The organism is Parazoarcus sp. PS-13 R2A, from assembly GCF_057621855.1.
The window spans coordinates 1-15357 of the sequence record NZ_JBYEXN010000039.1 but is presented as its reverse complement, the minus strand read 5'-3'; the positions used below and the strand labels follow the sequence as shown (position 1 = coordinate 15357).

Genomic DNA, 15357 nt, shown 5'->3' with positions numbered 1-15357 from the left:
GCCAATCGTGCCAACGTTTACGTGCGGCTTCGTACGCTCAAACTTACCCTTAGCCATTACTAAATCCTCGCTTTAGATCGTTGATTACTTGCGATTGTTGATCACTGCCTCGGCGACGCTCTTGGGCGCTTCCGAGTAGTGCTTGAATTCCATCGAATAGGTCGCACGACCCTGTGACAGCGAGCGCAGCTGGGTCGCATAACCGAACATCTCGGCAAGCGGCACTTCAGCCTTGATCTCTTTCACACCACCGATGAGGTCTTCCATGCCCTGAACGATGCCGCGACGACCCGACAGGTCGCCCATCACGTTACCCATGTAGTCCTCAGGCGTCTCGACCACAACAGCCATCATCGGCTCGAGCAGCACGGGGTTGGCCTTGCGCATTGCATCCTTGAAGGCCATCGAAGCAGCCATCTTGAACGCGTTTTCGTTCGAGTCGACATCGTGGTAGGAACCGTCAAACAGCGTGACCTTCACATCCACGACCGGGAAGCCGGCGAGCACGCCGTTCGGCAGCGTATCCTGCAGACCCTTGTCGACCGCCGGGATGTATTCGCGCGGAACCACACCACCCTTGATCGCATCGACGAATTCGTAACCCTTGCCGGTTTCGTTCGGCTCGAGCTTGATCCACACGTGACCGTACTGACCGCGACCACCAGACTGCTTGACGAACTTGCCTTCCTGCTCGACAGCCTTGCGGATTGCCTCGCGGTATGCAACCTGAGGCGCACCGACGTTTGCTTCGACGTTGAACTCACGCTTCATGCGGTCGACGATGATCTCGAGGTGCAGTTCGCCCATACCTGAGATGATGGTCTGACCAGATTCTTCGTCAGTACGCACGCGGAACGACGGATCTTCTGCAGCCAGACGACCCAGCGCAATACCCATGCGCTCCTGGTCGCTCTTGGTCTTCGGCTCAACGGCAACGTGAATCACCGGATCCGGGAAGATCATGCGCTCAAGAATGATGGGTGCGCTCGGATCACACAGGGTTTCACCCGTGGTCACTTCCTTCAGGCCCACGCAGGCTGCGATGTCGCCGGCCAGCACTTCCTTGATTTCTTCACGCTCGTTGGCGTGCATCTGCAGGATCCGGCCGATACGCTCTTTCTTGCCCTTCACCGAGTTCAGCACGGTCTCACCGGAGTTCAGCACGCCGGAGTAAACACGCACGAAGGTCAGCTGACCGACGAACGGGTCGGTCATGAGCTTGAATGCAAGCGCCGAAAACTTTTCCTTGTCGTCAGCCTTGCGCGAAGTTTCCTTCTCGTCGTCATCGATACCAACGACCGGGGGAATATCCACCGGCGACGGCAGCAGCTCGATGACGGCGTCGAGCATGCGCTGGACACCCTTGTTCTTGAATGCGGTACCGCAGAGCATCGGCTGAATTTCGCAAGCCAGCGTACGCTGACGCAGACCGGCGTTGATCTTCTCAGGCGACAGATCACCATTCTCGAGGTACTCGTTCATCAGGTCTTCGTTGGCTTCTGCAGCCGCCTCAACCATCTGTTCGCGCCACTCGTTTGCAAGCTCGACGAGCTCTGCAGGAATCTCTTTGTACTCGAACTTCATGCCCTGGGACGCTTCGTCCCAGATGATCGCTTTCATGCGAACCAGATCGACAACACCGGTGAAGGTATCTTCGGCACCGATAGGAATGACGATCGGCACGGGATTTGCCTTCAGGCGCTGCTTCATCTGCTCGACGACCTTGAAGAAGTTGGCGCCGGAGCGGTCCATCTTGTTCACGAAGGCCAGACGAGGAACCTTGTACTTGGTAGCCTGACGCCACACGGTTTCCGACTGCGGCTGAACACCACCCACAGCGCAATAGACCATGCACGCACCATCGAGCACACGCATGGAACGCTCGACTTCGATCGTGAAGTCAACGTGCCCCGGGGTGTCGATGATGTTGAAGCGGTGCTCGGGATAGGACATTTCCATGCCCTTCCAGAAGCAGGTCGTCGCAGCGGAGGTAATCGTGATCCCGCGCTCCTGCTCTTGCGCCATCCAGTCCATGGTGGCGGCGCCATCATGCACCTCACCAATCTTGTGATTGACACCGGTGTAGAAAAGGATGCGCTCGGTCGTTGTCGTCTTGCCGGCGTCGATGTGCGCTGAGATACCGATGTTGCGGTAGCGCTCAATAGGAGTCTTGCGAGCCACGTTTTACCTGCCTTACGTTATTCGCGCAGCATGCGCGATGAACCGTTCGTTTCGTTAAAAACAATCGAGCCCTATACAGGGCTCGAAACACCGCCACCAATAAGAATCAGAAGCGGTAGTGTGAGAATGCCTTGTTAGCCTCGGCCATCCTGTGGACTTCCTCGCGCTTCTTCATGGCAGCGCCACGGCCATCAGCGGCCTCGAGCAGCTCGCCAGCAAGACGCTGGGCCATCGACTTCTCGGCACGCTTGCGGGCCGACTCACGCAGCCAGCGCATCGAGAGCGCCATGCGGCGGGAAGGACGAACCTCGACCGGCACCTGGTAGTTTGCACCACCAACGCGACGGCTCTTGACTTCGACCACAGGCTTGACGTTGGCAACCGCGGAGGCGAAAACCTCGAGCGGATCCTTGCCCGACTTGGTCGAGATGTGATCAAAGGCACCATAGACGATGCGTTCAGCAACGGCCTTCTTGCCGGACTGCATGATCACGTTGATGAACTTGGAAACATCCTGGGATGCGAATTTCGGATCCGGCAGAATTTCACGTTTTGGTACTTCGCGACGACGCGGCATATCTAACCCTCAAAAATGTTTTGGTAAAGCCGATCAGGCTTTCTTCGGACGCTTCGCGCCGTACTTGGAGCGCGACTGCTTCCGATCCTTGACACCCTGAAGATCGAGGGAGCCGCGAACGATGTGGTAACGCACACCCGGCAAATCCTTTACCCGGCCACCACGGATCAGGACCACGGAGTGCTCCTGGAGGTTGTGACCTTCACCACCGATGTACGAAATGACTTCAAAACCGTTGGTCAGACGAACCTTGGCCACTTTACGCAGCGCCGAGTTCGGCTTCTTCGGAGTTGTCGTGTAAACGCGCGTACACACGCCACGCTTCTGCGGGCAGGCTTCGAGCGCAGGAACCTTGCTCTTGATTACTTCCAGCTGACGCGGCTTGCGGACAAGCTGATTGATTGTTGGCATAGCTTGAGAATTCCCAAAAAACCGAGGCAGCCCGCCAAGGGCCGCCTCGGGCGGTTTATTCCGGCTGCGACCGACTACGATTGGTCGGTCCACAAAAAGAGGCCGGAGTTTAGTCCGAGACTTAAATAAAAGTCAACTCGTGTGACTATCCTGGTGCACTTCCGCAACAACTTCTTCCGGTGCCCAGGCATGCCCCGAGCCAAGATCCTCTCCCGCCACCTGCGCCTTGCGGCTGCGATGGTAGGCGAGACCGGTACCAGCAGGAATCAGTCGACCGACAATGACGTTTTCCTTCAGGCCGCGCAGCTCGTCACGCTTGCCCATGATCGCCGCTTCAGTCAGCACCCGCGTGGTTTCCTGGAAGGAAGCAGCGGAGATGAACGAATCGGTCGACAACGAAGCCTTGGTAATACCGAGCAGCACGTTCTCGTATTGAGCCGGAAGCTTTCCTTCTGCTTCCAGGCGGTCGTTTTCGTCCAGGACTTCGGAACGTTCGACCTGTTCCTCGCGGATGAAACGGCTGTCGCCGGAATCACTGATCACGACGCGACGAAGCATCTGACGCACGATGACTTCAATGTGTTTGTCGTTGATCTTCACGCCCTGGAGACGATAAACGTCCTGAACTTCGTCGATGATGTAGCGAGCCAGCGCATTGATACCCTGCAGCCGCAGAATGTCATGCGGGTCTGCCGGACCGTCGACGATGTGCTCACCCTTGTTCACCACCTGACCGTCGTGGACCATCAGATGCTTGTCCTTCGGGATCAGGAATTCATGCACCGTGCCATCGGGCTCGGTGATGACCAGACGCTGCTTGCCCTTGGTGTCCTTACCGAAGGAAACCGTACCGGTGTACTCGGCGAGCAGGCCTGCGTCCTTCGGCGAACGGGCTTCAAACAGTTCGGCAACGCGCGGCAGACCACCGGTAATGTCACGCGTCTTAGCCGATTCCTGCGGGATACGTGCAAGCACGTCGCCCACGAAGACCTGCTGACCATCCTTCACCGTGATCAGCGAACCGACCTGGAAGGTGATGGTCACTGCGTGATCGGTACCGGCGATGCGGACTTCTTCGCCGTTCTCGTCAAGCAGCTTGACCTGCGGCCGGACACCCTTCGCCGTACCCGTCGGGGAGCGACGCTTGGAGTCGATGACCACCAGGGTCGACAGACCGGTCACTTCGTCGATCTGCTTGGCGACCGTTGCACCTTCCTCGACGTTCTCGAACTTCACCGTACCGGAGTATTCGGTGACGATCGGACGGGTGTGCGGATCCCAGGTCGCAAGCTGCGCGCCGGCCTTGACGGTTCCACCGTCGTCGACCAGCAGCATTGCACCGTACGGGAGCTTGTGACGCTCGCGCTCGCGGCCCATCTCGTCGGCAACCACAACCTCTGCCGAACGCGCGATGACCACTTTCTCGCCCTTGGCGCTCGACACGTAACGCATATTGCCGGCAAAGCGGATGGTACCGGTCGATTTCGCCTCGACACCGCTCGCGGATGCAGCCCGCGAAGCAGCACCACCGACGTGGAAGGTACGCATGGTCAGCTGGGTACCCGGCTCACCGATCGACTGTGCGGCGATCACACCTACAGCCTCACCGGCATTGACGCGCATGCCGCGACCAAGGTCACGACCGTAGCACTGGGCACACAAGCCGTAGCGCGTTTCGCAGGTCAGCGGCGTACGCACCTTGACTTCATCGACACCGAGGCTCTCGACGAGGTCGACAGCATCTTCGTCGAGCAGCGAGCCTGCCTCGATAACGGTTTCCTGCGTATCGGGACTGACGATGTCATCAACGCAGACGCGGCCGAGAATCCGGTCGCGCAAGGGCTCGATGACCTCACCACCCTCGATCAGGGCCTTCATCGAGAAGCCTTCACGCGTGCCGCAATCGTCCTCGATGACCACCAGATCCTGGGTCACGTCAACCAGACGGCGTGTCAGATAACCCGAGTTTGCCGTCTTCAGCGCCGTGTCGGCCAGACCCTTACGGGCACCGTGCGTGGAGATGAAGTACTGCAGAACGTTCAGACCCTCACGGAAGTTGGTCGTGATAGGCGTCTCGATAATCGAGCCATCCGGCTTGGCCATCAGGCCACGCATGCCGGCAAGCTGACGGATCTGAGCCGCGGAACCCCGCGCGCCCGAGTCGGCCATCATGTAAATCGAGTTGAACGCTTCCTGCTTGACCGTCTTGCCTTCGCGGTCGACCACTTCTTCCGAGCCAAGCTGCTCCATCATGGCCTTGGCAACCTGGTCGCCACAGCGACCCCAGATGTCCACGACCTTGTTGTAGCGCTCGCCGTCCGTTACCAGACCCGAGGTGTACTGCTGGGCGATTTCCTTGACTTCGCTCTCGGCTGCGCGAATCAGGTCTTCCTTCAGCTTCGGGACCAGCATGTCCTTGACCGCAATCGAGATACCGGCGCGGGTTGCGAGACGGTAACCGAACTGCATCAGCTGGTCGGCAAAGATCACCGTCGCACGCAGACCGCAACGGCGGAACGATGCGTTGATGAGCTTCGAGATTTCCTTCTTCTTGAGCGGCTTGTCAATGACGCTGAACGGCAGGCCTGCCGGCAGGATCTCTGACAGAATCGCACGCCCGGCCGTGGTTTCATAACGGCCGATACGCTCGATGCGCTCGCCGTCAGGCCCCAGGTCGGCTTCCTTCAGACGCACCGTGATACGTGCATGCAGCGAGATCTGACCCGACTCGTACGCACGCTTCACTTCGCTCACGTCAGCCATGAACATGCCTTCGCCAGGCACGTTCACACCTTCGCGGGTGGCGTAGTACAGACCGAGAACGATATCCTGCGACGGCACGATGATCGGCTCGCCGTTGGCGGGCGAAAGCACGTTGTTCGAAGCCAGCATCAGCGTGCGGGCTTCCATCTGTGCTTCCAGCGACAGCGGCACGTGGACGGCCATCTGGTCACCGTCGAAGTCGGCGTTGAACGCCACGCAGACCAGCGGATGCAGCTGGATGGCCTTGCCTTCGATCAGCACCGGCTCGAATGCCTGGATGCCAAGGCGGTGCAGGGTCGGCGCGCGGTTCAGCATCACCGGGTGTTCGCGGATGACATCTTCGAGGATGTCCCACACCACCGGTTCCTGCAGCTCGACCATTTTCTTGGCCTGCTTGATCGTGGTCGCCAGCCCGAGCAGTTCGAGCTTGTTGAAGATGAAGGGCTTGAACAGCTCAAGCGCCATCAGCTTGGGCAGACCGCACTGGTGCAGCTTGAGCTGCGGACCAACGGTAATGACCGAACGACCCGAGTAGTCAACGCGCTTGCCCAGCAGGTTCTGACGGAAACGACCGCCCTTGCCCTTGATCATGTCGGCGAGCGACTTCAGCGGACGCTTGTTGGCGCCCGTCATGGCCTTGCCGCGACGACCGTTGTCGAGCAAGGAGTCGACCGACTCCTGCAGCATGCGCTTTTCGTTACGGACGATGATGTCCGGCGCCTTCAGCTCGAGCAGACGCTTCAGGCGGTTGTTACGGTTGATGACGCGACGATACAGATCGTTCAGGTCGGAGGTGGCGAAACGGCCACCGTCCAGCGGCACCAGCGGGCGCAGGTCAGGCGGCAGCACCGGCAGCACTTCGAGAATCATCCACTCAGGCTTGATGCCCGAGTGCTGGAAGGCCTCCAGCACCTTGAGGCGCTTGGAATACTTCTTTACCTTGGCTTCGGAGCCGGTGGTCTCGAGGTCGGAACGCAGCTTCTCGATTTCGAGGCTGACGTCGAGGGTGCGCAGCAGTTCGCGAATACCTTCGGCGCCCATTACGGCATCGAAGTCGTCGCCGTACTCTTCGACCTTCGCCAGGTAGTCGTCCTCGGTCAGCAGCTGACCGCGGTTGAGCGGGGTCATACCCGGCTCGACCACCACGAAGGCTTCGAAGTAAAGCACGCGCTCGATGTCGCGCAGGGTCATGTCGAGCACCATGCCGAGGCGGCTCGGCAGGCTCTTCAGGAACCAGATGTGTGCAACGACGCTGGCCAGTTCGATATGGCCCATGCGCTCGCGGCGTACTTTCGACAGCGTGACTTCAACGCCACACTTTTCGCAGATCACGCCACGGTGCTTGAGGCGCTTGTATTTGCCACACAGACACTCGTAGTCCTTGACCGGCCCGAAGATCTTGGCGCAGAACAGACCGTCGCGTTCGGGCTTGAACGTACGGTAGTTGATGGTCTCGGGCTTCTTGACTTCACCGTAGGACCACGACCGGATCTTGTCGGGCGAGGCGAGGCCAATGGTAATGGCTTCGAACTCTTCCTCATGCGGCAAGGTTTGCTTGAACAGGTCAGCGAGCAGGCTCTTCATATATCACTCCATCCAGGACATGCGGGGTACGCAATGTCTCCGGTTCAACCGCGGTCCAGATCGATGTCGATCGCCAGGGAACGAATTTCCTTCACCAGCACGTTGAAGGACTCCGGCATGCCGGAATCGATCTTGTGCTCGCCCTTGACGATGCTCTCGTACACCTTGGTCCGGCCGGTAACGTCATCCGACTTGACCGTCAGCATTTCCTGCAGGGTGTAAGCGGCACCGTAGGCTTCCAGCGCCCACACTTCCATTTCACCGAAACGCTGACCGCCGAACTGCGCCTTACCACCCAGCGGCTGCTGGGTCACGAGCGAGTACGGACCGGTCGAACGTGCGTGCATCTTGTCGTCAACCAGGTGATGCAGTTTCAGGACATGCTTGTAGCCGACCGTCACCTTGCGCTCGAAAGCCTCGCCGGTACGACCGTCATACAGCGTGACCTGACCGCTGATCGGCAGGTCAGCCAGCACCAGCATCTTCTCGATCTCGTCCTCGTGCGCACCGTCGAACACCGGGGTCGCAAACGGCACACCCTTCACCAGGTTCGAAGCAAGATCGGTGATCTCCTTGTCGTCGAACTGGTCGAGTTGTTCCGGCTTGCCACTACCGTTATAGATCTCTTCGAGGAAACCGCGCACTTCCTTGACCGCAGCATTGGCGCGCAGCATCTTGTCGATCTTCTGACCAAGACCCTTCGCCGCCCAGCCGAGGTGGGTTTCGAGAATCTGACCGATGTTCATCCGCGAAGGCACGCCCAGCGGGTTCAGCACGATGTCGGCGGAGGTGCCGTCAGCCATGTAGGGCATGTCTTCGACCGGAACGATCTTCGACACCACACCCTTGTTACCGTGACGACCGGCCATCTTGTCACCCGGCTGCAGGCGACGCTTCACGGCCAGATAGACCTTGACCATCTTCTGCACGCCCGGCGGCAGTTCATCGCCCTGGGTCAGCTTGCGCTTCTTGATCTCGAAGGCCGAATCGAAGTCCTTGCGTGTGGTCTCGAGACCTTCGCGAATGGCTTCGAGCTGGGTCGCCAGGCCCTCATCCGCGAGGCGGATGTCGAACCAGTGATAGAACTCGAGCGATTCGAGGTACTCGACGGTGATCTCGCTGCCCTTGGCCAGCTTCTTCGGTCCGCCATTGGCCTTCTGCCCAACGATCATGCGCTGGATACGGGCGAACGCATCGCGCTCCACAATCCGCATCTGGTCGGCAAGGTCGGTCTTGAAGCCACGCAGCTGATCATCAATGATCGACTGGGCGCGCTTGTCGCGCTCGATCCCTTCACGGGTGAACACCTGAACGTCGATGACGGTACCGACCATGCCCGAGGGCACGCGCAGCGAAGTGTCCTTAACGTCCGAAGCCTTCTCGCCGAAGATCGCACGCAGCAGCTTCTCTTCAGGCGTGAGCTGGGTCTCGCCCTTCGGCGTGACCTTGCCCACCAGTACGTCGCCAGCTTCGACTTCCGCACCGATATACACGATGCCGGATTCGTCGAGTCGGCCCAGCTGAGCCTCACCCAGCGACGCGATGTCACGGGTGATTTCCTCAGGTCCAAGCTTGGTGTCACGGGCAACAACCGTCAGTTCCTCAACGTGGATCGAGGTAAAGCGGTCGTCGGCAACCACACGCTCCGAGATGAGGATCGAGTCTTCGAAGTTGTAGCCGTTCCACGGCATGAACGCCACCAGCATGTTCTGGCCGAGCGCAAGCTCGCCCAGGTCGGTCGATGCGCCGTCGGCAATCACGTCGCCGCGCGAGATGCGATCGCCAACCTTCACCACCGGACGCTGGTTGATGTTGGTGTTCTGGTTGGAGCGGGTGTACTTGATCATGTTGTAGATGTCGACACCGACATCACCCGCCTGCGCCTCGTCGTCGTTTACACGGACGACGATACGCTGGGCATCGACATAATCGACCAGACCGCCACGCTTGGCCTGAACTGCGGTACCCGAGTCGACCGCAACGGTACGCTCGATGCCGGTACCCACCAGCGGCTTTTCAGGGCGCAGGCAAGGCACAGCCTGACGCTGCATGTTCGCGCCCATCAGTGCGCGGTTCGCGTCGTCGTGCTCGAGGAACGGAATCAGCGAAGCAGCCACCGATACGATCTGACCCGGGGCCACGTCCATGTACTGGACCTGATCCGCAGTGGCCAGAGCGAATTCGCCCTTGTGCCGGCAGGACACGAGATCGCCGACCAGCAGGCCGTCTTCGTTGATCTCGGCGTTCGCCTGGGCGATCACGTACTGACCTTCCTCGATTGCCGACAGGTAATCGATCTGATCGGTGACGGTGCTGTTCTCGACCTTGCGGTACGGGGTCTCGAGGAAGCCGTGACGGTTGGTCCGTGCATACACGGCCAGCGAGTTGATCAGACCGATGTTCGGGCCTTCCGGGGTCTCGATCGGGCACACACGACCATAGTGGGTCGGGTGCACGTCGCGGACTTCAAAACCGGCACGCTCGCGCGTCAGACCGCCAGGTCCGAGTGCCGAGACACGACGCTTGTGCGTGATCTCGGACAGCGGGTTGGTCTGGTCCATGAACTGCGACAGCTGGCTGGAACCGAAGAATTCCTTGATCGCGGCCGAAATCGGCTTGGCATTGATCAGGTCGTGCGGCATCAGGTTGTCGGACTCAGCCTGCGACAGACGCTCCTTGACCGCACGCTCGACGCGGACCAGGCCTGCGCGGAACTGGTTCTCGGCAAGTTCGCCAACCGAACGCACCCGGCGGTTGCCGAGGTGATCGATGTCGTCGATTTCGCCGCGGCCGTTGCGAAGCTCGACCAGGATGCCGATGACGGCGAGGATGTCCTCGTTCACCAGCACGCCGCTGCCGTCTTCACCACGCGGGCCGACTGCGTCGTAGAAACGCTTGAGCCACGCCGGGGTGCGCTCGTCGATCTTTTCCGGGTAGGCGCGGCGGTTGAACTTCATGCGACCGACGGTCGACAGGTCGTAGCGCTCAGGCGCGTAGAACAGCCCGTTGAACAGTGCCAGCACGGCGTCTTCGGTGGGCGGCTCGCCCGGACGCATCATGCGGTAAATCGCAACCTTCGCAGCCCACTGATCGGCGGTTTCGTCGATGCGCAGGGTCGAGGAGATGTAGGCACCACGATCGAGGTCGTTCACGTACAGCGTCAGCAGATCACGGACGCCAGCGTCGCGCAGCTTCTCGAGCAGCTCTTCGGTGATCTCGTCGTTGGCACGCGCCACCAGTTCGCCGGTCTCGGCGTCGGCAACGTTCTTGGCAATGATGCGGCCAAGAATGAAGTCTTCCGGCACCGTGATGGTCTTGACGCCAGCCTGGTCGAGTTCACGAATGTGCTTGGCGGTGATGCGCTTGTCGCGCGCAACGATCAGCTTGCCATCGGGCGATACGATGTCGAAGCGCGCCACTTCGCCACGCAGGCGATCGGGCACGAGATCGAAATGGATCGCGTCGGCCGACAGATGGAATGCGTCGAAATCGTGGAAGGTCTCGAGGATCTCTTCGGGCGTCAGTCCAATGGCGCGCAGCAGGATCGTTACCGGCATCTTCCGGCGACGGTCAACACGGAAGTACAGGTAGTCCTTGGGATCGTACTCGAAGTCGAGCCACGAACCGCGGTAAGGAATGATACGTGCCGAGAACAGCAGCTTGCCGGACGAATGCGTCTTGCCGCGGTCGTGCTCGAAGAACACGCCGGGCGAACGGTGCAGCTGCGACACGATGACACGCTCGGTGCCGTTGATCACGAATGAACCGGTGTCGGTCATGAGCGGAATCTCGCCCATGTAGACTTCCTGTTCCTTCACTTCCTTGATGGTCTCCTTGGGCGCTTCGCGATCCATGATCACGAGACGCACACGGGCACGCAAGGGCGAGGCGAAGGTCAGGCCACGCTGCTGACATTCCTTCACGTCGAATGCGGGCTCGCCCAGCATGTACTGGACGAACTCGAGGCGGGCGTTGCCGCTGTGGCTTGAAATCGGGAAAATCGAGGTAAAGGCCGCCTGCAGGCCATCGTTGAGCCGCGTCTCGGGCGGGGTATCCGCCTGCAGGAATGCAGCAAACGACTCGATCTGGGTGGCGAGCAGGAAAGGCGCATCGAGCACGGCCGCGCGCTTGGCGAAGCTCTTGCGGATACGCTTTTTCTCAGTGTAGGAATACGCCATGGATGCTCCGGCTAGAGGTCGAACGTCGGGAAGACAGAACACAACGCCCACGTTCTGGACTTGATTGACACTTTTACGCGCAGAAAATTCGGGGACGCTTTGTTCTGTCTTCGTGCTTAGTACAAAGCACGAAAGGGCTGGTGCTCATCACGAGCGCCAGCCCTGCAGCGAAAGCGAGACTTACTTGATCTCGACCTTCGCGCCTGCATCTTCCAGTTGCTTCTTCAGCGCGTCGGCGTCAGCCTTCGACACGCCTTCCTTCACAGCCTTGGGAGCGCCGTCAACGACGTCCTTGGCTTCCTTCAGGCCGAGGCCGGTAGCAGCACGCACGACCTTGATGACCTCAACCTTCTTGTCGCCGGTGGCAACGAGGATCACGTCAAATTCGGTCTGCTCTTCAACAGCAGCAGCGGCAGCGCCGGCGCCCGGTGCAGCCACGGCCATGGAGGCAGCGGAAACGCCAAACTTCTCTTCGAACGCCTTAACCAGGTCGTTCAGGTCCATCACGGTCATCGAGCCAACGGCTTCGAGGATGTCTTCTTTGCTGATTGCCATTTAAATCACTCCAAAATCGAAACTTTTCAGAAAACGGTCAGGCGGCCGCTTCTTCCTCGCGCTTCTTGGCGAGGGCGGCGAGCGTGCATGCAAAGCCGGTAACCGGCGCCTGCATGATGCCCAACAGCTTGGCGAGCAACTCTTCGCGGCTCGGAATCGAAGCCAGGGACTGAAGAGCGGCCTTGTCGAGCGTGTTGCCCGCATAGGAACCGGCTTTCAGAACCAGCTTGTCATTCGTCTTGGCGAAGTCGTTGAGCACCTTGGCTGCGGCGACGGGATCTTCCGAGATGCCATAGATCAACGGACCGACCAGCTGGTCCGACAACCCGGCAAACGGGGTTTCGGCGATCGCACGACGCACCAGGGTATTCTTCAGCACACGCAGATAAACGCCAGCTTCGCGGGCCTTGGAACGCAGCACAGTGAGATCACCCACTTCCATGCCGCGGTACTCGGCCACCGCGATAGTCTGGGCGTTGGCTACTTGTGCCGACACCTCTGCCACTACGGCTTTCTTATCATCGAGATTGAGACTCACAGGCCTTTCCTCCTTTCAAGTCAACACGTGAACCGCACTGCGATTCACACCCACGGCGACCTGGATCAGGAGTACGACTGAAGCATCAGCCAAAATCCTGTTCTGGGTTCACCGTCTGCGCAGGCCGCCCGAGGGCTGATTAGACGCTTGCCGAGGCAAGCGCACCTGCGGTCTTTGACGATCCGTCCGGTACCGAAGCACCGGAACGGCCCAAAGTTAGTGACTCCGCAGCTTAGCTTGCGGAGGTATTCGTTTCGATGCGCACACCGGCGCCCATCGTGCTCGACAGCGCCATACGGCGCAGATACACGCCCTTGGCAGCTGCGGGACGAGCCTTGACCAGCGCATCGACAAAAGCGTTAAGGTTCTGCTGCAGCGCTTCGACACCGAAGGATGCACGGCCGATGGTGGCGTGCACCAGACCACCCTTGTCGGTACGGTACTGAACCTGACCGGCCTTGGCGTTCTTGACTGCAGTGGTGACGTCCATGGTCACGGTGCCAACCTTCGGGTTCGGCATCAGACCACGGGGGCCGAGAATCTGACCCAGCTGACCGACGACGCGCATTGCATCGGGGGTCGCGATACACAGATCGAAGTCGATGTTGCCAGCCTTGACCTGCTCGGCGAGGTCGTCGAAACCGACGACGTCAGCACCAGCAGCGCGGGCGGCTTCGGCCTTGTCGCCCTGGGCGAACACAGCCACGCGAACCGACTTGCCGGTACCGGCGGGCAGCACCACGGAACCACGAACGACCTGGTCCGACTTGCGTGCATCGACGCCGAGGTTAACAGCCACGTCGATCGACTCGTCAAACTTCGCGGTTGCGCATTCCTTGATCAGCGTCAGCGCTTCGGCAACGGGGTAGACCTTGTTGCGGTCGACTTTGGCGCGGAGCGCCTGAACTCGCTTGGAAATCTTAGCCATGATTAGAGGCCCTCCACGGTGATGCCCATGCTGCGCGCGGAACCGGCGATCGTACGCACGGCGGCTTCCATGTTTGCAGCGGTGAGGTCGGCCATCTTGGTGGTGGCGATTTCCTCGATCTGCGCACGGGTGACCGAACCGACCTTGTCGGTATGCGGCTTCGGCGAACCCTTCTGGATACCGGCGGCCTTCTTGATCAGAACCGTGGCCGGCGGCGTCTTCATGATGAAGGTGAAGCTCTTGTCAGCGAAGGCGGTGATCACCACCGGAATCGGCAGACCGGGTTCCATGCCTTGAGTCTTGGCATTGAAGGCCTTGCAGAATTCCATGATGTTCAGACCGCGCTGACCCAGCGCCGGACCGATCGGGGGGCTGGGGTTGGCCTTACCGGCCGGAACCTGCAGCTTGATGTAACCAATAATCTTCTTTGCCATTGCGGCTTGCTCCTGTGATGAGTGCTAGCGCGCCGACGATGCCGACGCTCCTCGCATTGCCCGCGTGAACGGGCAATGGCGGGCGCATGGCGCCCGCCTTTGAACGCTCAGGTCTTCTCGACCTGGGCGAAATCCAGCTCTACCGGCGTCGAACGACCAAAAATGGTCACCGCCACCCGCAGCTTGCTCTTTTCGTAGTTCACATCTTCGACGGCGCCATGGAAATCCGTGAATGGACCTTCCTTGACCCGAACGACCTCACCGGTCTCGAACAACACCTTCGGACGCGGCTTCTCGACGCCTTCCTGCATCTGCTGCATGATCTTGTCGACTTCCTTCTCGGTGATCGGAGAAGGCTTGTTCGCCGTGCCACCGACAAAACCGGTGACTTTCGGCGTCGACTTGACCAAGTGCCAGGACTCGTCGTTCATTTCCATTTCCACGAGCACATAGCCCGGGAAAAACTTGCGCTCAGTGATGCTCTTCTGACCGCCTTTCATTTCCACCACTTCTTCGACCGGCACCAGAATCTGCCCGAAAGCATCCTGCATTCCGGCGCGGGTGATGCGGTCAACCAGCGCACGCTGAACGGACTTCTCGAAGCCCGAATAAGCGTGCACAACATACCAGCGCTTTGTCATGATTATTTCCAGCCCAGAATCAGGTCGTACAGAACCCACTCCAGACTCTTGTCGGTCAGCCAGAGGAAGAGTGCCATTACCACAACGAAGGCGAAAACCAAGCCAGTTGTCTGAACCGTTTCCTTGCGGCTCGGCCAGACCACTTTTTTCGTTTCGGTAACCGCCTCACGTGCGAACTCAACAAAGCGGCGACCCGCTTCGGAGTACCAGGCAACGACCAGACCAGCGCCCAGACCTGCAAGAACACTCAGGACACGGAGGACCAGAGCCTGTTCTGACAGGAGGTAAAAGCCGACCACGCCGGCCGCAACCAATGCCAGAGCCAGCGCGAACTTCAACTTATCGGCCATCGAGGTAATGACTTCCGGAAAAATTATGGCAGGGGCAGAGGGAATCGAACCCCCAACCTTCGGTTTTGGAGACCGACGCTCTGCCAGTTGAGCTATACCCCTGCAGCAGAGACTACAAAGCGCATCCTTTCGGATGCGCTCCTGATCGATCAATCGCCGAGGCGATTACTCGATGATCTTGGCGACGACACCGGCGCCAACAGTACGACCACCTTCA

Annotated in this window: 11 protein-coding genes and 1 tRNA gene; all 12 read right to left on the bottom strand. The window is 59.7% G+C overall.

The genetic code is table 11. From position 1 onward, the window contains the following. Positions 1-84: 84 nt before the first annotated feature. The 12 genes from fusA to AC22G6_RS21260 all read right to left on the bottom strand — a co-directional run bounded on the left by fusA (position 85) and on the right by AC22G6_RS21260 (position 15242). A complete protein-coding gene (fusA, locus tag AC22G6_RS21315; RefSeq protein WP_108949537.1) occupies positions 85-2181 on the bottom strand; it encodes an elongation factor G in 2097 nt (698 codons plus the stop codon). Positions 2182-2287: 106 nt separating this feature from the next. Further along, on the bottom strand, positions 2288-2758 hold the full coding sequence (gene rpsG / locus AC22G6_RS21310; RefSeq protein ID WP_108949538.1) for a 30S ribosomal protein S7: 471 nt from the start codon (positions 2756-2758) through the stop codon (positions 2288-2290). A gap of 33 nt (positions 2759-2791) precedes the next feature. Further along, entirely contained in the window at positions 2792-3169 is a 378-nt protein-coding gene (rpsL, locus tag AC22G6_RS21305) for a 30S ribosomal protein S12 (protein WP_108949539.1), read from the bottom strand. 132 nt (positions 3170-3301) lie between these two features. After that, the gene (rpoC, locus tag AC22G6_RS21300; protein ID WP_108949540.1) at positions 3302-7516 is read right to left on the bottom strand and encodes a DNA-directed RNA polymerase subunit beta'; all 4215 of its coding nucleotides are present in this window, start codon (positions 7514-7516) and stop codon (positions 3302-3304) included. 44 nt (positions 7517-7560) lie between these two features. Then, positions 7561-11694, bottom strand: coding sequence for a DNA-directed RNA polymerase subunit beta (gene rpoB, locus AC22G6_RS21295; protein ID WP_487368441.1), 4134 nt, complete (start codon positions 11692-11694; stop codon positions 7561-7563). Positions 11695-11874: 180 nt separating this feature from the next. Further along, positions 11875-12249: a 50S ribosomal protein L7/L12 gene (gene rplL / locus AC22G6_RS21290; RefSeq protein WP_108949542.1), complete on the bottom strand. Its 375-nt coding sequence runs from the start codon at positions 12247-12249 to the stop codon at positions 11875-11877. A gap of 37 nt (positions 12250-12286) precedes the next feature. Next, entirely contained in the window at positions 12287-12787 is a 501-nt protein-coding gene (gene rplJ, locus AC22G6_RS21285) for a 50S ribosomal protein L10 (RefSeq protein ID WP_108949543.1), read from the bottom strand. 232 nt (positions 12788-13019) lie between these two features. Continuing rightward, complete coding sequence (rplA, locus tag AC22G6_RS21280) at positions 13020-13715, bottom strand: 50S ribosomal protein L1 (protein WP_108949544.1); 696 nt, start codon at positions 13713-13715, stop codon at positions 13020-13022. 2 nt (positions 13716-13717) lie between these two features. After that, entirely contained in the window at positions 13718-14149 is a 432-nt protein-coding gene (rplK, locus tag AC22G6_RS21275) for a 50S ribosomal protein L11 (RefSeq protein WP_108949545.1), read from the bottom strand. A 107-nt stretch (positions 14150-14256) separates the two neighbouring features. Further along, entirely contained in the window at positions 14257-14790 is a 534-nt protein-coding gene (nusG, locus tag AC22G6_RS21270) for a transcription termination/antitermination protein NusG (protein WP_487368440.1), read from the bottom strand. Between the two features lie 2 nt (positions 14791-14792). Next, the gene (secE, locus tag AC22G6_RS21265; protein WP_108949547.1) at positions 14793-15140 is read right to left on the bottom strand and encodes a preprotein translocase subunit SecE; all 348 of its coding nucleotides are present in this window, start codon (positions 15138-15140) and stop codon (positions 14793-14795) included. 26 nt (positions 15141-15166) lie between these two features. Further along, positions 15167-15242: transfer RNA gene (locus AC22G6_RS21260), tRNA-Trp, on the bottom strand. Positions 15243-15357: the final 115 nt, after the last annotated feature.